14 protein-coding genes are annotated in these 21541 nt (G+C 39.1%); 2 read left to right on the top strand and 12 right to left on the bottom strand.

Translation table 11 applies throughout. The features are described from left to right. Positions 1 to 12 precede the first annotated feature (12 nt). The 9 genes from recD to EMK97_RS02465 all read right to left on the bottom strand — a co-directional run bounded on the left by recD (position 13) and on the right by EMK97_RS02465 (position 15603). Positions 13 to 1917: an exodeoxyribonuclease V subunit alpha gene (recD, locus tag EMK97_RS02425; RefSeq protein WP_246028858.1), complete on the bottom strand. Its 1905-nt coding sequence runs from the start codon at positions 1915 to 1917 to the stop codon at positions 13 to 15. Next, positions 1910 to 5536 (bottom strand): exodeoxyribonuclease V subunit beta, encoded by a 3627-nt coding sequence (recB, locus tag EMK97_RS02430; protein ID WP_130599116.1) that lies wholly within the window; start codon positions 5534 to 5536, stop codon positions 1910 to 1912. The genes recD and recB overlap by 8 nt, the downstream gene beginning before the upstream one ends. Positions 5537 to 5539: 3 nt before the next feature. Beyond that, positions 5540 to 8965 (bottom strand): exodeoxyribonuclease V subunit gamma, encoded by a 3426-nt coding sequence (gene recC / locus EMK97_RS02435; RefSeq protein ID WP_130599118.1) that lies wholly within the window; start codon positions 8963 to 8965, stop codon positions 5540 to 5542. Positions 8966 to 9172: 207 nt separating this feature from the next. Continuing rightward, positions 9173 to 9526 carry a hypothetical protein gene (locus EMK97_RS02440; protein WP_130599120.1) on the bottom strand — a complete coding sequence of 118 codons (354 nt, stop codon included), beginning with the start codon at positions 9524 to 9526 and terminating at the stop codon, positions 9173 to 9175. A 303-nt stretch (positions 9527 to 9829) separates the two neighbouring features. After that, positions 9830 to 12013: a transglutaminase TgpA family protein gene (locus tag EMK97_RS02445; protein ID WP_130599122.1), complete on the bottom strand. Its 2184-nt coding sequence runs from the start codon at positions 12011 to 12013 to the stop codon at positions 9830 to 9832. Beyond that, positions 12007 to 12927 (bottom strand): DUF58 domain-containing protein, encoded by a 921-nt coding sequence (locus EMK97_RS02450; RefSeq protein ID WP_246028859.1) that lies wholly within the window; start codon positions 12925 to 12927, stop codon positions 12007 to 12009. The genes EMK97_RS02445 and EMK97_RS02450 overlap by 7 nt, the downstream gene beginning before the upstream one ends. 92 nt (positions 12928 to 13019) lie before the next feature. Then, positions 13020 to 14003, bottom strand: coding sequence for an AAA family ATPase (locus EMK97_RS02455; RefSeq protein WP_130599126.1), 984 nt, complete (start codon positions 14001 to 14003; stop codon positions 13020 to 13022). A 77-nt stretch (positions 14004 to 14080) separates the two neighbouring features. Then, entirely contained in the window at positions 14081 to 15142 is a 1062-nt protein-coding gene (gene aroG, locus EMK97_RS02460; RefSeq protein ID WP_130599128.1) for a 3-deoxy-7-phosphoheptulonate synthase AroG, read from the bottom strand. A gap of 200 nt (positions 15143 to 15342) precedes the next feature. Next, positions 15343 to 15603: a DUF5062 family protein gene (locus tag EMK97_RS02465; RefSeq protein WP_130599130.1), complete on the bottom strand. Its 261-nt coding sequence runs from the start codon at positions 15601 to 15603 to the stop codon at positions 15343 to 15345. 198 nt (positions 15604 to 15801) lie between these two features. On the opposite strand from EMK97_RS02465, the gene EMK97_RS02470 reads away from it, so the two are divergent. Beyond that, positions 15802 to 16917 (top strand): DUF3083 family protein, encoded by a 1116-nt coding sequence (locus EMK97_RS02470; protein ID WP_130599132.1) that lies wholly within the window; start codon positions 15802 to 15804, stop codon positions 16915 to 16917. 86 nt (positions 16918 to 17003) lie between these two features. Here the strand turns inward: EMK97_RS02470 and EMK97_RS02475 are convergent, their stop codons facing one another. The 3 genes from EMK97_RS02475 to EMK97_RS02485 all read right to left on the bottom strand — a co-directional run bounded on the left by EMK97_RS02475 (position 17004) and on the right by EMK97_RS02485 (position 19467). After that, positions 17004 to 17918, bottom strand: a complete 915-nt coding sequence (locus EMK97_RS02475; RefSeq protein ID WP_130599134.1) for an FAD:protein FMN transferase — start codon at positions 17916 to 17918, stop codon at positions 17004 to 17006. A gap of 23 nt (positions 17919 to 17941) precedes the next feature. Next, on the bottom strand, positions 17942 to 19228 hold the full coding sequence (locus EMK97_RS02480) for a DUF3570 domain-containing protein (RefSeq protein ID WP_130604344.1): 1287 nt from the start codon (positions 19226 to 19228) through the stop codon (positions 17942 to 17944). Between the two features lie 62 nt (positions 19229 to 19290). Continuing rightward, positions 19291 to 19467: a DUF4266 domain-containing protein gene (locus EMK97_RS02485; RefSeq protein WP_342774628.1), complete on the bottom strand. Its 177-nt coding sequence runs from the start codon at positions 19465 to 19467 to the stop codon at positions 19291 to 19293. A gap of 341 nt (positions 19468 to 19808) precedes the next feature. Here EMK97_RS02485 and asnB point away from each other — a divergent pair, with 341 nt between their 5' ends. Continuing rightward, positions 19809 to 21473 (top strand): asparagine synthase B, encoded by a 1665-nt coding sequence (asnB, locus tag EMK97_RS02490; RefSeq protein WP_130599138.1) that lies wholly within the window; start codon positions 19809 to 19811, stop codon positions 21471 to 21473. Positions 21474 to 21541 lie beyond the last annotated feature (68 nt).

Genomic DNA, 21541 nt, shown 5'->3' on the forward strand with positions numbered 1-21541 from the left:
ACTTAATTACCTTTATAGCGTTAATTGCGAATGCCTTTTCACTTTGGCTAAAACACTTCGCTGCCAAGTCACCTTATCACTTGCAATCGATAAATGCGTTTTAGCGCGTGTGATGCCAGTATAAAGTAACTCTCGAGATAACAGCTGTTGCTGACTTTGGCTTTGCTCAGCTCCCTCGGGAAGCACCATAGCAACGTGAGAAAACTCACTACCTTGCGTCTTATGAATGGTCATCGCAAAAACACTTTCATGGCTAGGTAACCTTGAAGGCATAACTCGTTTGTAGCGCTCAGCATTATCACCTTGACCCGATTGCTCAAAATAAACTGATAACTGTTTATCTTCATTTTGCCAAACAATACCTATGTCACCGTTATATAAGCCTAATTGATAATCATTTTCGGTGATCATAATAGGCTTACCGTGATACAAGTTATGTTGTTCTTGTTGCCATTGCCTCCCTTTCCCCGTCATCATAGCGTCAATAAAGTTGTTAATTTCTTCAACACCTTGGGCACCTTTGCGCGTTGCGCATAAAATACGAAATTTAAGCAGTAAAGCAAACGCTTGTGCCAAATCAGTACATTGCTTCAGTGGCAGATAATATTTATCTACTAATGGCATTAACCACTGTTTTAATTCACCCTGCTCAAAGGTCAATTGCTCATTATGTTCTTCGCTTAACAAATGCCAGCTTTGCTTAACATCACCAGCAATAACCGCTTGTGCTAATAAGCCAATGCCACCAGCACCATCAAAACGGCGACTTTTGCTCAAAAGGGTCAAATAGTCCATGCTATTGCGCTGACAAGCTGCTTCACTTAGGCTTGGTGAAAGCGAATAACTTTGACAAACTTGAGCTAAATATTGGCTATTGGCCGCTGAATAACCAGCATGTGGTCTAGGAGCAATATCGGCAAGCACACTACCTGCTGACACTGATGGTAGTTGATCAGCATCACCTAACATAATGACTTGTGCGCTTGGTTTTAATGCTCTAAATAGACGTGTCATTAAAGGTAAATCCACCATAGAGACTTCATCAATTAAGATCACATCATATGAAAGCAGGTTATTTTCATTGTGTTTAAAGTTAGGCTGATTAGGTATGACCCCCAATAACCTATGGATAGTTTTCGCTTCATCAGGGATAGCCGACAAAACCTTAGCGGCTACTAAGTCAGTAAAACCTGCTTTAGCATTAATAATTGATTCTGATAAACGCTGTGCGGCTTTACCTGTGGGCGCAATTAAGGCAATTTTTAATGCGGCTTGCTGAGTTTTTTGCTGCAAAGAAACTATCGCTGCCAATAGCTTAGTAACAGTATAGGTTTTTCCTGTTCCAGGTCCTCCAGCAATAATAGCAAAGCCTTTATTTATTGCATTGGCAACGGCAACCTCCTGCCAATCAACTTCTGTTGATTTGAGCTTGTCATCAACAGGAAAAAGCTCAGTAATACATGCTTTAATATCGACATTACTATAGCGTGCTTTCGCCGTTAATCGCTCGCCCAACTGTTGCTGTAGCTCACGCTCAAATAACCAATACCGCTTCAAATACAGGCAATCTTTATCAAAAACGATCAACTGATTATCACTTGGTAAAACATTAAGGCGTGTTATTAAGGCTTTAAGCTCGGTAAAAGATTCGAATTGAAAAGACTTTTGTTCATCTACACTATCGCCTCTTTCAGGAGCTAGCCATTGCTGCGACGCAACTTCGTTAATTGGCAAACAAACATGCCCTTGCCTTAAACTTTGTGTTAGCGCAGCACAAAGGTGAAATAACTGTACGCTATCTGCTTCCTCACAATTAACGGCTACTAATACATCTTTAGCAAAAAAGTAATCTATCGCTTCAATGCCTGATAAAGCCTGCTTTGCTTGGGCAAAGTTATGATACATTAACTCAGCCATGCTGTTCCTCTTTATCTTGTTGGTTACACTTTTCTAAACAGACATCGCCTGAAAATAAGCTATCTAATGTTGTTATTTCAGCTAAGGTTATTTGCCGAAAATATACGCCGCAACCTGCATGGTCTTTTCGCTCACTCATTCCTCGTAAGTATAGGTAATAGACACCACCAAAATCACGGTTAAAATCATAATCAACTAAGGACTGCTTTAAATGTCGATGAAGCGCCAGCGCATAAATTAAATACTGTAAATCATAATGATTAGCTTCTACATGCTCTAAGAGTTTATCGTGATGATAGTCTGTTATCGATGAACCAAGATAGCTCGATTTATAATCACTGACGTAGTACTTTCCTTGATGACAAAAAATCAGATCAATAAAACCATGCATCATACCTGATAAGGTTTGATAACTTGGCAGTTGTACCGGCATGACTCGACGAGCACTATTGCCACGACTTTCTAATATTGCAGATTTTCGATGATCGGTTAACAAATTTGCTAACTGGCTTGTTTGCGCGCGATGCATTGGAAAATAAAATTCGCTTTCTCTTAAGGTCATCTCAGTGGCAATATCAGCTAAACATGACGTTGCACTGTCCTCTGCATATGATTTTACTTGTCGATTAATAAAGCGGCACTGCAGCACTTCATCCAGCCAATTTGTTAAATCTAGTTCGGTAAAACCATGCGGTAATTCACCATACTTAGTTAAAGGCCATTTAGTTGCCTCTAACCAATTGGGATGTTGAAAATCAACATGCTCTAAAATATCATGCAATAAATTACCGCTACTGGCACCTTTAGCTAACTCAAAGCGTATATCTGTTAATGATTCATGGCTGGCAATCTCACTGGCAACGGCTTGATTATCTCGATCAGGCAAAGAAATACCAACATGCTTCATATTTCGGCTCAACGCAGAAAATGAACTTAACCACCAATCACGTTCAATATGACCATTAAACTGAGTTACAGTCGCAGGGCTATTATGGTCTACGCCAAGACACCTTAGTAAATGTTCTTTATCTATTATCTGTGCTTGTACATCATCAAGCTGATATTGCTCTACTGCAATATCAGCGCCAGCGTTATGCTGTAACTGAGATAAGCTAGCAACAATATCCTGATCTTTTTGCCATGCTAATGTTTTACCTAAAGGCGATAAGTGATAACCATCAAACGCACAAGTTAATAAATAACAGCGTTTTTCGGCTCGGGTAACCGCAACATAAAGCAAACGTATTGTTTCGGCATAAGCTTCATCACTCATGGCTTTTTTCGCATCACTACTGCCATCTAAGCTAAGCTGTAATTCACCTTGATCATTATGATACTCAATATAACTAACTGATTTATTACCAAACTTTAATGGATCTTTATGGCGGGTAACAAACGGGATAAACACCACAGGGTACTCTAAGCCTTTCGAACCGTGTTGAGTCACAATACGAATAAGATCGCCATCACTTTCTAAACGAAGTTCAGCTTCAGATTCCGGGTTATCTAAGCTAATTTGACGAGCTAACCAATGCAACAACTCTTCAGGCTGATGAAACCTTTGACTGGCAGATTGTAAAATTTCAAATAAATGTAAAGCGTTAGTTAATGTGCGGTCTTTATCTTCATTGCCTAAGATAAAACGTTGCTGCATTAAGTTAATTGCCATGGCAATAAAACCTTGCTGCTGCCATTGCTTACGGTAATCTACAAAAGCATATTTGAGTTGCTGATAAGCCTGTTCATCTTGTTGCAGTTGATACAGCTTAAGTGCTTCAAAACCAAGTAAGCCACAGCATAAGCCAGCAATAAATGTTGAGTCATTTTCAACATGCAATACAGCTGCTAACAAGGCATGTACTTGTTTAGCTTGTTTACTTTGAAACAAGTTACTGCGATCAGAAAGAAATACACTATCAAGTGATGCAAGGTGCAGCGCCTGCTTAATATCTCTGGCCTCAGCACCGTCTCTTACTAGGATTGCGATATCTTTTGGTTTTACTTGTTGGCTAGTTATTAACTGAATAATTTCATTGGCGCACCAAGTCGCTAGAGCCGACCGAGCACTTTGTCCTATTTTTCCCTCGTCATTACTAAAATGAATAAACTGAATAGCAGCAGCTGATTTAGTGGCAAAATCAAGTTCTTTGTCCTCTACTTTACCCGCTTTTACAGGTAAATAAGGAATATTAAAGCCAAAAACGCTATCATCTAGGGTTAAATCACATTCTGGGCTCTTAGCGACAAATAATTGGTTGTAGCCGTTAACCACTTGTTGTGTTGAGCGCCAATTGGTATCCATCAACCAATGATATTGACAACTTGTTCTTGCATTAAGGTAAGCAAAAATATCACCGCCACGAAAGCCATATATGGCCTGTTTAGGATCGCCAATTAAATACAAGGCAGGTGTTATCTCTTGTATATCATCAGCAGAATAAATCGCTTTTAATATGGCAAATTGCTTAGGATCGGTATCTTGAAATTCATCGACTAAAGCAACCGGGTATTGTTGAAATAACTGCCTTGCCAATTTTCGGCTGGCATCATTATCTTGCTGTAATGTAACCGCTAACGTATTAATTAAGTCATCAAAATCAAGCAGGTTAAGCTGCTGTTTACGCTCAATCACTTTTTTTCTAATCAGGTAAATACCTTGCTGAACAATCGCAAACGCATTGGCTTTAGCAATTTTTTTCGCTATACCTTTAACTTGGCCTTTCACTTCATTAAGCTGCATAAAAGCAGACTGCAAGGCTAGCTTTTCTTTTGCGCGGCTAAAGCGTCGTCCATCAATGAATTTATCAGGCATAGGGCTTAAATGAGCAAGTAACTCACCTTGCTCAGCCGCTTGCCATAAATTAGTCAACCAAGCTTTTAACTGGTTAAGTTCAGCTAATCTTTCTTCTCTAGCACTGCCCTTTTTAACGTCAATCAAACATGCCTGTAATAAATCATTATGCTGCTCTAAATCATTATGGGCTTGTTTTAGTAAGCGAGCAAAAGCCAAAATCAAGTCATTAGCATCCTGTATCGCTATTTCACTGGTATGGCTAATGGCTTTAGCAAAGCTTGATAAAAAATTGTGTGGTGTCGGCCAAAATTCCGCCAATAAGTTAAACGCTTGTTCTTGCTTAGCCAGTTGTCGGTACCAATCTTGACATGCCTGAATAACAATATCGCTATTATCTTTTGCAAGGCTAGCATTAAAAGGTAAACCACTGGCAAAAGCGTGTTGGCTTAACACGCGTTGACAAAAGCCATGAATAGTAAATATTGAAGCTTCATCTAAGTGTAATAGCGCTCTTTTTAATAAGTAGACAACCCTATCGCTATCGACATTTTCTTTGATTGCAGCAAAATATTCATCGCTTTCACACAAGCTTGACCAACTATGTAAGGCTTCACGTAAAAAGCTATCAATGCGACCACGTAACTCTTGCGTGGCATCTTTAGTAAAAGTAACCAGCAATATTTGCTCAACGCTTAACTCTCGCTCTAACAGTAAACGCAAATAAATACGGGTGATATTATAGGTTTTTCCCGTACCGGCACTGGCTTCAATAAGGTGTCTTCCGAATAAGGGAATAGTTTGGGCACACAAGTTTTCTATCTTCATTTTTTAATCCTGTGAGCGCTTCTTTTGACTATCAGTTACTTTGACAACGCCGTTATAGACTGGCCCATATAATGTCATCAGCTCAGTTTCTATGTCTGTATAGCTAACAATATCAGGCCAAAAATAATCTATGTAAGGGTCTTGATTAAAACCAGGTAAGTTATGACTGCCATGCCAAAATGATGCGAACTTATCTTGTGTCATTGGCTCAACTTTGCCCCGTTTCTTTTGTAGCGCCATATGAGCAATACTAGCGTTTAACAATAGTGGTTGTTGTAAGCCTGATAAAAATACTCGTAATAATTGCTTAAGATGCTGACTATCAATAGCCGCAGACTCAAGCACAAAATGCTCTACTTGTTGCGCTTTAGTATTAAAGTAAAAGCCTTTTGAGTGGCTAACATCCATTAAAGGTGCTTGTATTGTCGCTAGTGATGGTAAATCTACCTGTTGCTGCCAAACTAAGATAAATAACTGTTCAATATATAAAGTAAATATATCTTTCGCCTTAGCGCTTGAACTTCTATACCGTAATAAGCAGTTATCTTTTAACAAAAATTTATGCGTTAAATCAAAGCTAACCTGGTGTTTGTCATCAAGCATAATATCGACACTTAGCTGACAATCAATTGCTATCGCATCGTTTTTATTATCTGCGCTGATCTCACTAACAAAGTCTCTGGCATCATCTTGCCAATGCTGAAATACTTGCTCTGTATTTGGCTGATCAGGAAAATAGCCCGATAACTGTGCCTCTTTTAGCACTAAGTTACTGTTTTGCTCTGTCTTATCCTCAAGGTTCGCCTGTACCAAGGCTTGCCTGACTAAATAACTTTGTAACTGATCAATGGCAAACGGCTCATCATCACTTAACACCTGATCTTGCTCGTTAAAATAAAGCTGCAACTGTTTTTGCGCAAAGTATTTAGATGGGTGCATAAAAAATGCCACGAGCTCATCAAGCGAAAGCTTAATATGCTCAGGGTAATCATCAGTTACCTTAAGTTGTGATGAATGCCCTTGGCCTTGCTGAACACTTTCATGCGCTTGGCCTAAGTTAAACCATTTGGCGTCAAAACTTGCATACTTACTGGTATAGTTATGTTGACTATATGCCTGCATAGCTAACTCTCTAAGATCAGAGCTAGATTGCTGCTCGCGCTCAAATGACCAACCATAACCTGCAGTTAAGTAGTCCATAAACTCCTTCAGCACTAAAGAAGGTTGTTTCACACTATTATTTCTTATATTACGCCCTTGAAAACTTAAGTATAAGGTTTGCCTCGCTGATATAATCGCCTCTAAGAACAAATACCTATCATCCCCACGACGAGAGCGATCTCCCAATCGAGCCGGAGTATTAGCCATTAAATCAAAGGTTAGCGGCTGACGCTGCCTTGGAAATTCGCCATCATTTAAGCCCAGCACCGCAATGACTTTAAAGGGAATACTGCGCATAGGTAGCATAGAGCAAAAGGTAACTTGACCCACCATAAACTGTCGACTGGCATCTCCTTGACTGAAATGCTGCGTTAAAAAGTCAATCACAATACTTAGTTCAATATCTTGCTCATAGCCCGCATGCTGGCAATACTCAACCAGCGAATTAATCGCTTGTAAAATACAATCAACACTTGCTTCACTTTCAGCGTTAACCTTCTCATCAATTAAATTTTCAAGTTGTTGCGTTAAAAAGCTATGCCAAGCAGCAGGCGTTCTGGCTTGGGTAAGTAATAAAGTAAATTGTTGTAACTGCTCAATAAATAAGAGCAATTGACCAAGCAATACGGCATCATCACCTTCAACTAGCGCGAGCACTAATTGATCTTGATAAATACTTTGGCTATCAGCAAAAGCAAAACCTCGCAAGAGTCTTGTTAGCCCTTGATGCCAAGTGTAATTATCATTGGCATCATTACCGATAAAACTTTGTTTATGTGAACTATCAATGCCCCAATGAACCGCAGACTTTGCTAACCAATGACTGATTTTATCTATCGACTCAACAGGAACAGAAAAGCGACTGGCAATGGCAGGTAAACGCAGCAGTGCAAGTAATTGACTCACTTGAAAGCGGCTATCTGGTAGGTTTAATAAATCAACAAAACTTGCCACCAGAGGGTCGCTATCAATAGCATTGCGATCAGCAATTGAACAAGGTAATGGCGGGATATTACTATCTAAGTCTTGCCAGCCTCGACTAAACACCGCATGAACATAAGGCGCATAATCTTCTATTTTAGGGCACATAACCAAAACATCTTTTGGTGTTAATTCACTGTCTTGGTTAAATTGATGTAATAAAAAGTCATGTAAGCCCTGCACTTCTCTAAGCGCGCTATGACAACTGGTGATGGTGATCGAATCATCTTGTTTATTGATTGCCTGACTACGTTTATCTGTTAAGGTTAATATATCCTGTTGTACGTGCGCTAATACAGATAATTGTTCTGTTTGCTCTTCGGTATCATTTAACTGCTCAAACGCTTCAATATTAAAGGTGCTGTAATCTTGCAATAAAGAAACAAACTCTCGCCCTTGTTGGCCAAAATTAGCCAACAGCGGATTGCCAACATGTGTTTCTAGCTGAGTAACGTCATCGGTCCAGGCTTGAATTTGTTTAAAGGCCAGCTTTTCACTGATGATATCTCCCCAGTAACTAAAACAAGGGTTTAAATGAAAAAAGTGAACATCAATATGCTCACTTAACTGATTGATAAAGCTAAGCCACATAGGCGCCATAGTATTTAAACCAAATATACTTAAACGCTTAGGCAAAATTGATTTTTTATTGGCTAGATTGTTTATCGCATCATCAACAAGAGTTACTGGGTTATAGGGAATTTCCTCGGTCAACATCGCCCATAACTTAGCCTGCCATCGCACATCCGTTTGCTGGTTTGTAAAGTCTTTCAAAGTGCTATTAAGTGAGCCTTGTTGCCATGCATCTAACCAATCTGGCCTAAAGATTAAATACTGCTCATATAAATCAGCTAGCTGCACTGCAAGCTGATAACGTTTTAATTGCGCTTGTTGCTGCTCAAAATGACGACTATGCTCACTATCTTTTAGCTGCCAATACTGATTAACACTGGTGAAATCTTCATCTTCCAGTACTTTATTCGAGCTTAATAAGCGACAAATTCGCCAACACAGTACTTCCCTAGAGTACGGTGACTGAACAGGCACATTTTCATCGCTAGCCAGCTCTCTCATTAGCTTCCATAGATATTGCGCAGGTAACGCATAACTAACATTCATGCTAATACCACGCTGTTTGGCAATAGACAGATTAAGCCAATGCTGCATACCGGGATTTTGTACTAAAACAATTTCTTGGTTAAACACACCCAAAGGCGATAATTGAGAAATCCTGTCAAAAAGAAACAGTAAATTTTCCATTTTGTTGGCAGGATATAAATAGATCAAAATTTAACCTTAGAAAATACAGAACAGTTTACGTGGTTAAATTTAACCATAAGCAGAGATTGAGCACTAGAGAAATATAGAGTTTTTAAGATATTTCAAACAACTACAAAACCCATGCGAGGTTTTTATCTATAAGATTTCATCTAAAGTAGGACTTTCGTCTAAGACGGGTGAAATACAGCTAAAATAGAGCCTAGGAAAAATAGTTTATTGAATAAAGTCTAAGTGGCGCTGAAATATATTGCCTAATAACGGCACTTTAAAGACATTACCTAAGGCAGCATTGACAAGACAAATGAACCAAATAATGACCAACACAAGATTGGCACCCCAACCAATCAGCGGTAGAAATGAGAACAATGCCGAAGTAATAATAAGCCCTAATGATTGTTTTAAATGAAAGCTAACATATTCTGATTTTTGGTGACCATATAACATCATAGCGAGCAACCAGCCAAGCAAAGTAACATAGGCTAATGTAGCAATAACTTTCTGTTGAGTTAAAATCTGCTGCTTGATGGCACATTGAGCTTGCTCATGTTGACTTATATCTAGCTCCATTGACTTTGCTAAGGATCTCGTGGGAAGAACAGCAGGTGGATTATTGAACGACTTATAAGGCATCTATCTTAACTCCCTCAAAAGTATGCTGTACTTTCTCTAAGTATTCTCAAAAGTTCAACACGCTCTAATTTACTTGCAGCAGGGTTACTGCATGTTCCATTAATAAACTTAGTTAGTTGTCGGCTTTTACACAAGCCGACAAATTTGAAGCTGCTAGTATGTTAGGTTTAATTTATTGCAATTTCATTAAGATAGAAGAAATGTTTTTTTAAGACTTTTTAGTTTGGTTTTTCAGCTAATTTATACCTCTTTCGCTAAAAGCTGCATAAACTGCCTATGCTGACTACGCATCAGCTTAAGTAATTGCTGTTGTTCACTCGCTGATAATTGCTGATAGCTTAATTTCTCAAAACTCTGATTAAAGCGAGTAAAGGCAATAGCCAGCTCAGGATAATTTTCTCTTAATTCGAGGGCGAACTCGCCGGCAGTTGAATAAGGAGCTTTCACTATACCTTTTTTAGCTAAAGCGAATAATACTGTTTGATAGAGTTTATACGAGGGACTACTATTACTTCTGCGGCTTGCTAAATGGCTCTTCACCTTAAAAATAAACAGAATAAGTGCCATACTCGAAATAAGTGCAATACATATGATCAAGCCTATTTTCCATGGTAATACTTGCCCTACCAGCTTTTTCAGTAAATTGTACTGTTGCTCGGTAGAGTAGCCTAAAACCCATTTAGTCCACTGATAATCTAGCGCATCAATGGTTAATCTAAGTGAATTTAACCAATCAAATTGTTTGTAATTAGATAAGCTAAATAAGTCACTGGTTAATGCCGCTTGCTGCTCAATTAACTGAGATGAAAGACCTGAATCAACTCTTGATGGGTCAACCGCTCCGGTAGGATCAACTCGCTGCCAACCAATACCCTCTAGCCAAACCTCTGCCCAGGCATGGGCATCGTATTGGTAAACATTTAAGTGCCCTATTTGACCGTCACCTGTGGTCGCTAAATCATTCACCTCGCCACCTAAATATCCGGTTACCACACGAGCAGGAATACCCGCAGCGCGCATCAAAAAGGTAAAGCTACTGGCATAGTGGCCGCAAAAACCGGCTTTGGTATCAAAATAAAATTGATCTAAACTATTATTACTTAACAGCGGCGGTTGCAGTGTGTAATAAAACATATCTTGACTAAAAGAGTTAAGCACAGCATTGATACGATCTTGAGGGTTTGAATATTGTGATAACAATTGCTGGCCAAGTTGGTATAGTCTAGGATTACTTTGCTCTGGCAATGCCAAATTTATTTGCCTACTTTGCTCAGATAGCACCTTATCTAAAGGGCTATTTAGATAACTGGTAAATTTAAACGCCATGGTTTGACTAATAACTTTTTTACTTTGTATGGTGTAATCAGGAAATAGCGAGACCTCCCCTTGAGCTGTAGCCACAGCCAGTACATACAGCCACTGTTGAAAATTTGGCTCGACAATAACACGGTAATCGAGCCCATCACCTTGGGTAATAGGCTTAAGCTGCTTATTTCCCGTTAGCTCAAAGGAGCTCGCCATAACTTGAGTATTGTGAGACTTAGCTATCTGCCACTTTTGTCCATCATAATCTTCCATCACCATAGCACGCCAATAACGCTGAGAGTATTCAGGAACTTGCCCATCAGCAAACTCAACGCGAAATGCCAATGTATTGGAGCGCGCTAAATTAGCAATATCGCCCGGCTGTACAATATCAGATAAACCTGTTTGCGCTGATTTAGCGATAGGTACTTGCCAAAAAGGACTAAGCCTGGGAAAAAACAAGAATAAGGCTATCGCTAAAATACTACTTTGCAGCAACAATACACTGACCAATTTAAAGACATTAGCCACTTTATTGCTTGGAGAAAAGTAATGAACTATAACGGATAGATTAAGAACTATAGCCAATATGACTAGCAGGCTAAAGACAATGCCTTGTTTAAATATCAACGCTGAAATAAGCACAAACAGCCCGAGTAAAAACAGCTGATAAAAGTCTTTACGCTTAGTTAATTCAAAGCCTTTTAACACATATGAAAAGCATAATAAGTGCACCATGCTTAACAACAAACCTAAGCTAGAAGCAGAGGAAAATATTGCAACACAACCAAGCACGGCAAATAATGTCAGCAATAATGGCGAGATTAAAATAAGGCCATTATCTTCTTGATAATTTATCAACGAACGGCGCTTAGTGCTTGTTTGTGCCTTAGGCTTATTCGCTCGAAAATTAGCGCGATACTTTAATAAAGCCACAGCTTGCCAGCCAAAGCACATAGCCAGTATTGCAATCATCCAAAAGCGTAATTCCCCAGCAATTGCCAAGACATTAACACATTGACTAACGAGCAATAGCCAAGCTGTGCTATTAGCTAACACTAAAGGCTTTGCTGCGCTTTTTTTTGCTTTACTGGCTGCAATTGGAGAAAATTTTAACATGAGTAATTGGCAAGTGCGGTTAAGCACGCTTCTTGATGTTGACTACCTAATGAGGGCTCTATAGATATCAATGTATGTTTACCTGCTGCTCCATCTAATAATAAACCAAAGCTTTGCTTATCTTGAGTAAATTCACATATCAAATAAGCCAGAAAACTTAGCTTTTTTTCTAATGACACTGCAGGCATATCTGATAGTTTTAACCACATGGGGCTACCTTGACTCTCTTGATAGTGCTTACTGAAATGCCCCTGACCTTTTGCTAATTGTTTCCACGCAGTACGGGACAACGACTCACCTAAAACAAAACTCTTTAGTTCGGCAAAATCATCATGACCTGCCTGCACATTGGTACTATACAAAGATAAACCATCATCCTGTTGCATGCCTGTCATTTGGTATTGTGCACTGGGTAAAACAAGACGTCTGGGATAGACAATGGCCTTATGATCAAAATCTAATACGGACCAACTCTTAAATAAACCAAAAGCATATTCGCTACTTAGCCTTACTCGGCCAAGTTGCAACTCGCCCCTTCTTTGGCTTACCAAGCTAAGCTTCAAATTTGTGTTTTCTTTATTGCAGCAGACAAGTTTAGCGTTTGCAGCGTGCAGTTGCGTGTTAACAAATTCAGCATAAAAATCGTATCGCGGCTTATCTGTTAACAAGGTTAACGTGAAAATGATCTCTTGATCGGCAAAGCCTTTTTCAACGCTATCAGAGATAATCACTAAGCCTGAAAAGTTATTAAAGCTATGTAGCATGGCAGTAATAAAAAAACTCGCCAATAAAAAGCTTACTAAGACAATAATATTGTTTTGGTAGTTAGTTCCCAGTAAAAATAGCACCAAGACAAAGGCAATATAAACAAAACCAAAACGGGTTGGGAAAATAAAAACATTCTTACTCGTCAAGTGATGTTGCTTTGCTGGCGGGATCCTTCTGCTTAACCAGAGATTAAAACGCTTTTGAAAGAAAGTTCGTACCATTGTCAGCATGTGGTTATTTAATGCCCTAACGGATTCAACACATCAACACTACGCAAGATTTGTTGAGAAACGCTAACACCTTGATTTTGCTCGGCAAGTGCATTGACTTCTAAACGATGCTGACAGACAACCTGAAATACGGCTTTAACATCATCAGGCAATAAGTAATCTCGGTTCTCAATAAAGGCCCAAGCTTTAGCCGCAGCAAGTAACGCCTTGCCAGCTCGGGGGGATAACGGCTTACATTGTATTTTATTATTGACCGCAGCATTACCACCATCCTGAGTAAAGCTCTGTCTACTGACATGACTTAAGGCAATAATATACTCAACCACATCATTAGATACCGTTACCGCTTCAACAGCTTGTTGCATTTTTAATAAGGCATCAACGTCAACCTGCTTAAGACTAGCTAAAGTTGCTTGTTCAGCACTGGCTTCTTTTTTACTGCCGGAAAGCAAAATTTGCTTTTCAGCTTTAACATTTGGAAAGCCTAACGATAAGCGCATCATAAATCTGTCTAGCTGAGATTCTGGCAATGGGTAGGTTCCGGCATGAAATAAAGGGTTTTGTGTGGCAATAACAAAAAATGGCTCAGGCAAAGGGTAAGTTTTACCATCAATACTCACCTGCTTTTCAGCCATGGCTTCAAGTAAGGCACTTTGCGTTTTAGGGCTAGCGCGGTTAATTTCATCCGCTAAGACAACTTGATTAAATATCGGGCCTTGATGCAATTCAAAGGCTTTAGTTTCTTGGTTAAAAATAGAAACACCAACCACATCTGCTGGTAATAAATCACTGGTAAATTGCGTTCGCTGATAACTTAACCCTAGAGTAGCAGCTAATACTTGAGATAAAGTGGTCTTGCCCATACCGGGTAAGTCTTCAATAAGTAAGTGCCCTTTTGCCAGTAAGCAAGCAAGTGCCAATCGACACTCTGTTGGTTTGCCTAAAACAACTGATTCAATGCTGGCTAAAATATCAGTAACAGTTTGCTGCAATTTTCTTCCCTTATAAAAAAACGTCTAACTATATTCAATAGTTAGACGTTTTAGCATGAATTGATATTGAAGTGGAACTATTTATTTGCTGTCCGACGATTTGCCACCGCTTCATTTAGTTGCGCTAACATGGTTTCAGTATCAGACCAACCAATACAAGCATCGGTAATACTTTGCCCATAAACTTGTGCTTTACCATCCACCAAACTTTGGTTGCCTTCAACTAAATGGCTTTCAACCATAACACCAAAAATATGCTCGTTACCTTGGCTAATTTGCCCACAAACATCTGTAGCAACCAACATTTGATTAGCAAACTTTTTCTGTGAGTTAGCGTGGCTAAAATCAACCATAACCTTAGTATTTAAGCCACTTGCAGATAATTGCTCTGTCACTTGCTTCACACTAGTTTCATCATAGTTGGTGGTTTTATTGCCACCACGTAAAATAATGTGACAATCACTGTTACCGCTGGTTTCAACAATAGCGGCATGACCAAATTTAGTTACCGATAAGAAATGATGTGAGGCAGCTGCCGAGCCGATAGCATCAATGGCAATTTTAATCGTGCCATCGGTGCCATTTTTAAAGCCTACTGGGCATGATAAACCTGACGCTAATTCACGGTGTACTTGCGATTCAGTTGTGCGAGCACCAATGGCCCCCCAACACATAAAATCAGCCATATATTGCGGCGTGATCATATCTAAAAATTCGCCCGCCGTTGGTAAGCCAAGCTCATTTAAATCTAATAATAATTTACGTCCCATACGTAAACCATCATTAAGCTTAAAGCTGTTATCTAGATAAGGGTCATTAATCAAACCTTTCCAGCCCACTGTGGTACGCGGTTTTTCAAAGTAAACACGCATAACAACTTCTAAATTATCTTGATACTTTTCTCTTAATTCAACAAGGCGCTGACCATATTCAATGGCTGCTTGTGGATCATGAATAGAACAAGGGCCAATCACCACTAATAAACGATCATCCTTAGCATTTAAAATATCATGGATAGCTTTACGACCTGCTAGAACTGACTTAGTAGCTTGCTCTGACGCCGGAAATCGCTCCAATAATGCAATTGGAGGTAATAAGTCTTTGATATTATTAATGCGTACATCGTCAGTTTGATACATAAGTCTACTCTCTACTTCTTTCGCCACCATGGGCAATATTTATTTAGTTTTACGTCTAAGGCTTTACGTCTAGACGCCTATACTGGTTATCCCACAGACAATCTAACAGTGTTAGCACCGTATTACTACGAAAAAAATCAGAAAAGCGACTTTTTTAGACTAAATATTCTATTTATAAGAAATAATTCCTTTGACTGAGCTTATTTAAGTAGTGCATGTCCTTCAGGTAACTGCTTAGCAATCCACAAGGCGAGCTTATGTTTCATGTTCACTTGATTTTCCTGAACAACAGGTAAAGGCTGAATTAATTTATCATTAACCAATAAGCGATAAAGGCTTTCAATTTTATCTTTCGCTGCGTTCGTTGCGCTAAAGCCTTTGTAACCACGATTTATTGCATATTTTTCGCCAATAACTATGGCTTTTTTTACTAACTCAGCTTCATTTTTTATTTTTTTCATCGTTTTTATCCTAATCATGATATTCAGATTACCTTGTTTGAATTAGACAAAAATTTCAAGACTTTTAAATAACTTATTTGCCATTACATTTTTTAACATATTGGCTATGATATTCATCTTTAAGCTTGATTTGCATCATATTAAACTAAGGCAAATTAGCTATACTTTCGTCATATTAATCAAGGAACAGGTGTACATATGTCTATTTCACGTACCAGAAACCTCCAGCATAAAGTTTATATTCCCTCTTCTGCTCGAGAAAACCAATATTTAATGGCTAAAATTCCATTAACCGATGAGCTTCTAGCTTCATTTGATCATCTTATCGATAAAGGCGCTGATGCGCCTTACGAAAAGCTTTACCAATACTTAGCTGAAACCTTTTTCAGTGTTAACGATAAGTTTGCAATTGAAAGTACACAATTTGTTGCTAATGATAAATTTCCTCGCGTACGTTACAGCCCAGAAAAGCTCACCGCGCAAACGAAACAACAAGTTTTGTTCCTGTACAATACAAAGTATCACACCAGCCGTAATGCTTTTTATAATGGCCAAAACAAAGCAAAGAAAATCACGTTAATCTTTTTACCCAATGGTGATGATATTCGCGTAAATTCAGCGCAATTCCACCAACAAGTTAAAGAAGCTATTACAGAATTTGCTAAGCAAAGCAAAGTACCATTAGCAACCATTAGAGTGTGTGATCATCAGCACTTAACTTATGATTTGTTTGCTAAGCACAAAGGTATTGAAGGCAGTCAAGCACATAAGTTCCGTCCGATGACAGATAGATATTTGGCTGACAAATTACAACTACCAGAGGTAACCGATGCTCTAACCTATGCCGTAATTGACTTACCAATTAATAGCCGTATTCGCTCTTTAGTAAAAATTGATGATAAACACAGTGAAAAGTACATCGAGCTGTATAACCTTATCGCTGATGCCTTTATTAGTTCAGCTAAACATCACAATTTACATAACGGTGCAGTGGTAGCAAACGGTTTAGTGCCTATTGTACGACGTGGTGAAGATGAAAACGTTATCACCAACGGCGAATTATTAATGCTTGGTTACAACCCCAAACACACCTCTGGTGGTTATACCTGTAAATGGGACGCCAACAAATTAGTAGATACGGTACAGCTTATTTTTGTTGCTAGTGAGCAGAATAAGACTTCTCATGGCTATGGTAAGTTTGTTAATCAAATTGAACAAGCCCTGAACTCCTTCACGCAAAAGCTCGACTTTGTAAATGATAAAGAAGAATTAATGATTCGATTACATCAACACATAGGTTTTTATTTAGATTAATCTCACTTAAGTTATCAGCCATTAACCACAAAAGCCAAGTCATTTCATTGACTTGGCTTTTTTATTCTCAGCATTAAGATCTAGTTTTAATATCTAGCCCAAAAATTAACGTGTTGCGCCAACAGCATTTTTTCAGCATCACGCCCCTGCAACAAGGCTAATGTTGCTAGCATACCTGCCGTGGTACATTGAGGTGCAGCCACCGTAATAGAGCTTGGCCCGCCAGATACAGGCCAGCCTGTTTTCGCATTAATAATATGGCTATAGCGTTTGTTTTGATACAGAATAAATCGCTTGCTATCACCACTGGTCGCTAAAGCACCTTGTGTTAACGAGACAATTAAATCACCTTGCGCTTGTTCATTGTGCGGGCTTTCAATGGCAACCTGCCACGCTAAGTTATTACATCGTAAACCACTGACACTGATATCGCCGCCAAGGTTAATTAAAATAGGCGCTTTAGTGTATTGAGTTGCCAGCATCATGGCTTTATCCACCGCATACTCTTTGGCAATGCCACCAAAATCTATCGACATTCCTTGTGGCAGCTGCACAAAATCAGCTTGGTATTTAACACGAGGCCAGCCAACATGCTTTAGCTGTTCAGTAACATCTTTTTCGCTTGGAAAGTCTCTGGTTTTATCACAATTTCTGCCATCAAACTGCCAGCTTTTCGCTAAAATACCTGAGGTGATATCAAACAAGCCATGACTTAATTGATAACATTGCTCGGCAAAGTTCAGTAATAGAAAGGTTTCATTATCTATCGCGCAAGCTTGCCCCTGGCTATTATTGATTTGACTACAGACACTATCGGCGAGGTAGCGACTATACTTTTTCTCAATACGTTCAACTTCTGCCGTAACTAAATGAGCTACTTGCTCAGCGATATTTTTCTGTTGGGTTTCAATGATAACTTCACAGGGACTCGCCATTGCCCGAAAATGCGCAATATAATCCCCTTGCCTTTTTAATAAGCTATAAGACTTATTCGCTAACATAAAACAGCCTCAAATGATTATGCTTAAAATGAGTAACTGACTTGCGCAAGAATGGCCTCAACTTTAGGGAATATATTTTGTATTGCTAAAACACCAGGCTGATTAAAACCAGGATTTGTTGGTGTTTGTTGGTAGTACTCTAAGCGAAAAGCTAATTCATTGGCATAACCTGTGTTGGTATTGGCATGACTTAGCTTTATGCCAAGCTTTATCCCCAATGTGGTTGCGGTCATTTCACCAATACGATAATCAGCACTAACATATTCAGGTAATAAGTCTTGCTGCATCAGATAAGGCTGATAAAAATCGGCAGCCCCTTGTTGGTAAAAGCGAAAACGCGGCTGAATATAGGTGTTTTCTGCGATAGGTATATATAAACGTGTATCGACCGTGTGTGACGTTATTTGCCAATCATCCCATAAATATCGGTAGGAAAAATCAACAATGGCACTATCAAAGTGATACTTAGTCTGCCCATAAACTGTTTGCTTTACCCGTTTATCGGGCCTATGTTCATAACGATAATCTTGAACATACCCCTCGGTATTGACTTGGCTTACTATCTTAAATGGATCGGTTAAATAGCCGTCAACATGAGACAGTGAATAATTAAATTGCACCAACATCCTGCGATTAATGATTTGCGTAAAGCCCAGCAAGAAATCAGCGGTTGTTTTACTATCACTACTGCCCATTCTGGTTTTAGCAAACTCTTCATCCCACTGAGGATCATCAGAATCACCAATTAACATTGAAGCCAAGGGTTTAGGCAAACCGCCAATGGGGCTCCAAACATCATAAAAGTAACTAAAGCCTAAGGCTAAGGTAGTATTTTTTTTATTGAAATCAATGGCAAGACTGTTATTAAAACCAAGAGAAAGGTAATCGAACTCTTTAGATAAGTGTCCGCCAATACTGTAGGTATAATCTTGTGCAATAGGCTGTGTCCATTGGGCATTAAGCTGAACGCGAGTATCTTTAAAGGTATCATCTAGCGGCGTATTATTAGCTTGAATACTGTATTGCCCTTGCCCAGACGGTCGAGTAAAGGTTTGGATATCAGGCTGTGCTACCGCACCATTAGCAGAAGCTCCAGATAAGGTATCTATAGTTGCTTTTAGATTGAGTACTTCATCATTTTTAAATACTTTTGTGCCGCTGATAATAAGCTCTGCTGCAGTAACTCTATCGGCTTCACTATAATAGAGAAAAGCACTGTCAAACTGCCAATCCTCTAACAACTTAGACTCTGTAGCTTCAGCTTCGTTAGTAACACCACCTAATAATGCTGTGGTGGCTAAGGTTAACATAGCTTTTAAGCTTTTTGCTTGCTCACATTTGCCTTGTTTATCTTTAAATTCTTCTGCCACGTTTAATTACACCCGCAACCGCCGCCAGAAAAGCTTTTGCCTCCGCTGGAAGCTTCTTTACTAAAGTAGATATGATCATCAAGTGATGAATCTAACGGTGAAGCATTTATCGACATTTCTTTTTCAGCCAACAACTCACGCTGCCACGGCTCAACGCCCAAATTTGAACAAGCTGACACATTTAAGGCCAGCACTGCAATATATATCCGTTTAAACTTCATAAAGCCTCAAAAAGGTTAAGTAATCGCGTATTACTCATAACCTTATAACTTTTTATTTTAACAATTATGTCATTTATTATTGATTTTTATTTAAAAGCTGTCAAAGTGTTACCAAGAAGTTTTTGAGTAAACATTCTAACCTCATGGTTAATTACTCCTTATAGTAGGTTCGCAGTATTACTATACGACATCATACGCTATCGTAACTTCAATCATTCTGCAGCATCATATGCAAGCTAACAGCGCATATGAAAAAACAATCTGACATTAACTAACTTATTTAAAGGAGTAGCGCTTCAATGTGTTCGATCTTTGGTATATTAGACATAAAAACTAGTGCTGATGCACTTCGCCCTAAAGCTTTAGAATGCTCTCGCTTATTACGCCACCGTGGTCCAGACTGGTCTGGCATTTATAACAACGACAATGCAATTTTAGTACATGAACGCTTATCTATTGTTGACACTGAACATGGCGCTCAACCGCTATACAATGACGACAAAAGCCATGTGCTCGCTGTTAATGGTGAAATATATAACCACAAAGCATTAGCAAAAGACCTAACGGTTGACTATAGCTTTAAAACCGGCTCAGACTGTGAAGTTATTTTACCCTTATACGAAGAATTTGGTGTAGAGTTTGTTGATAAACTTCAAGGCATGTTTGCTTTTTGTTTATACAATGCCAATGATAACAGCTATTTAATTGCCCGTGATCATATAGGTATTATCCCACTCTATACAGGTTATGACAGCGAAGGTAACTTTTACGTTGCTTCAGAAATGAAAGCACTTATGCCTATCTGTAAAACCGTATCTGAATTCCCTCCTGGGCATATTTTAGATAGCAAAGTTGGCAAAGTAGAAAAATACTACAAGCGTAACTGGCAAAAATACGCAGCTATTAAAGATAATCACACCAGCAAAGATAAATTACGTGAAGCATTAGAAGACTCTGTGAAAAGTCATTTAATGACTGATGTGCCTTACGGGGTATTACTTTCTGGTGGTTTAGACTCATCATTAGTGTCAGCGATAACGCAAAAATTTGCCGCACGTCGTATTGAAGATAATGATTTAGCCGAAGCATGGTGGCCAAAAGTTCACTCTTTTGCCTGTGGCTTAGAAGGCTCACCTGATTTAGTGGCAGCACAAACCGTAGCAGATAGCATAGGAACAATTCACCATAGCGTGATATTCACTGAGCAAGAAGGTATTGATGCCCTGAAAGAAGTGATTTATCACCTTGAAACCTATGATGTGACTACCATTCGCGCATCGACACCTATGTACTTGATGGCACGTAAAATCAAAGCCATGGGTATCAAAATGGTGCTCTCAGGTGAAGGTGCAGATGAAATCTTCGGTGGTTACTTATACTTCCATAAAGCACCAAACGCACAAGAATTTCATGAAGAGCTTAACCGTAAGCTTGAGAAACTACATATGTTTGACTGCTTACGTGCCAACAAATCTATGTCGGCTTGGGGTATTGAAGCACGCGTACCGTTTCTTGATAAGAACTTTATGGATGTTGCTATGCGCATTAATCCAGAAGATAAAATGTGTGGTAACGGTAAAATGGAGAAAGCGGTTTTACGCTCAGCTTTTGAAGGCTACTTACCTAAAGAAATTTTATGGCGTCAAAAAGAGCAGTTTTCAGACGGTGTTGGCTACTCATGGATTGACGGTCTAAAAGAGCATGTAGAATCTCAAGTAACTGATCAGCAACTTGAATCTGCCGCATTTAGGTTCCCGATCAATACACCAGATACCAAAGAGGCATACTTTTATCGCTGCATATTCGAAGAGCACTTCCCGCTTGAGTCTGCTGCTGAATGTGTACCGGGTGGTAAATCAGTTGCCTGTAGTACACCTGAAGCACTTGCTTGGGACGAAAGCTTTAAAGACAATGCCGACCCATCAGGTCGTGCCGTGTTAAGTGTACATAATGAAAGCTATTAACAAAGCCCTGTGCTTTAAATAATAATAAGGCTAACTTTTAAGTTAGCCTTTTTACTATTTATTCGTTG

Origin of the sequence: Litorilituus sediminis, assembly GCF_004295665.1 — a bacterium.
GTDB classification, from domain to species: Bacteria; Pseudomonadota; Gammaproteobacteria; order Enterobacterales; family Alteromonadaceae; genus Colwellia; species Colwellia sediminis.

Bases quoted from the DNA above. Each gene is read 5' to 3' on its own strand.
- recD (WP_246028858.1), bottom strand. From the start codon at position 1,917: ATGGCTGAGTTAATGTATCATAACTTTGCCCAAGCAAAGCAGGCTTTA.
- recB (WP_130599116.1), bottom strand. From the start codon at position 5,536: ATGAAGATAGAAAACTTGTGTGCCCAAACTATTCCCTTATTCGGAAGA.
- EMK97_RS02440 (WP_130599120.1), bottom strand. From the start codon at position 9,526: ATGGAGCTAGATATAAGTCAACATGAGCAAGCTCAATGTGCCATCAAG.
- EMK97_RS02445 (WP_130599122.1), bottom strand. From the start codon at position 12,013: ATGTTAAAATTTTCTCCAATTGCAGCCAGTAAAGCAAAAAAAAGCGCA.
- aroG (WP_130599128.1), bottom strand. From the start codon at position 15,142: ATGTATCAAACTGACGATGTACGCATTAATAATATCAAAGACTTATTA.
- EMK97_RS02465 (WP_130599130.1), bottom strand. From the start codon at position 15,603: ATGAAAAAAATAAAAAATGAAGCTGAGTTAGTAAAAAAAGCCATAGTT.
- EMK97_RS02470 (WP_130599132.1), top strand. From the start codon at position 15,802: ATGTCTATTTCACGTACCAGAAACCTCCAGCATAAAGTTTATATTCCC.
- EMK97_RS02475 (WP_130599134.1), bottom strand. From the start codon at position 17,918: ATGTTAGCGAATAAGTCTTATAGCTTATTAAAAAGGCAAGGGGATTAT.
- EMK97_RS02480 (WP_130604344.1), bottom strand. From the start codon at position 19,228: ATGTTAACCTTAGCCACCACAGCATTATTAGGTGGTGTTACTAACGAA.
- asnB (WP_130599138.1), top strand. From the start codon at position 19,809: ATGTGTTCGATCTTTGGTATATTAGACATAAAAACTAGTGCTGATGCA.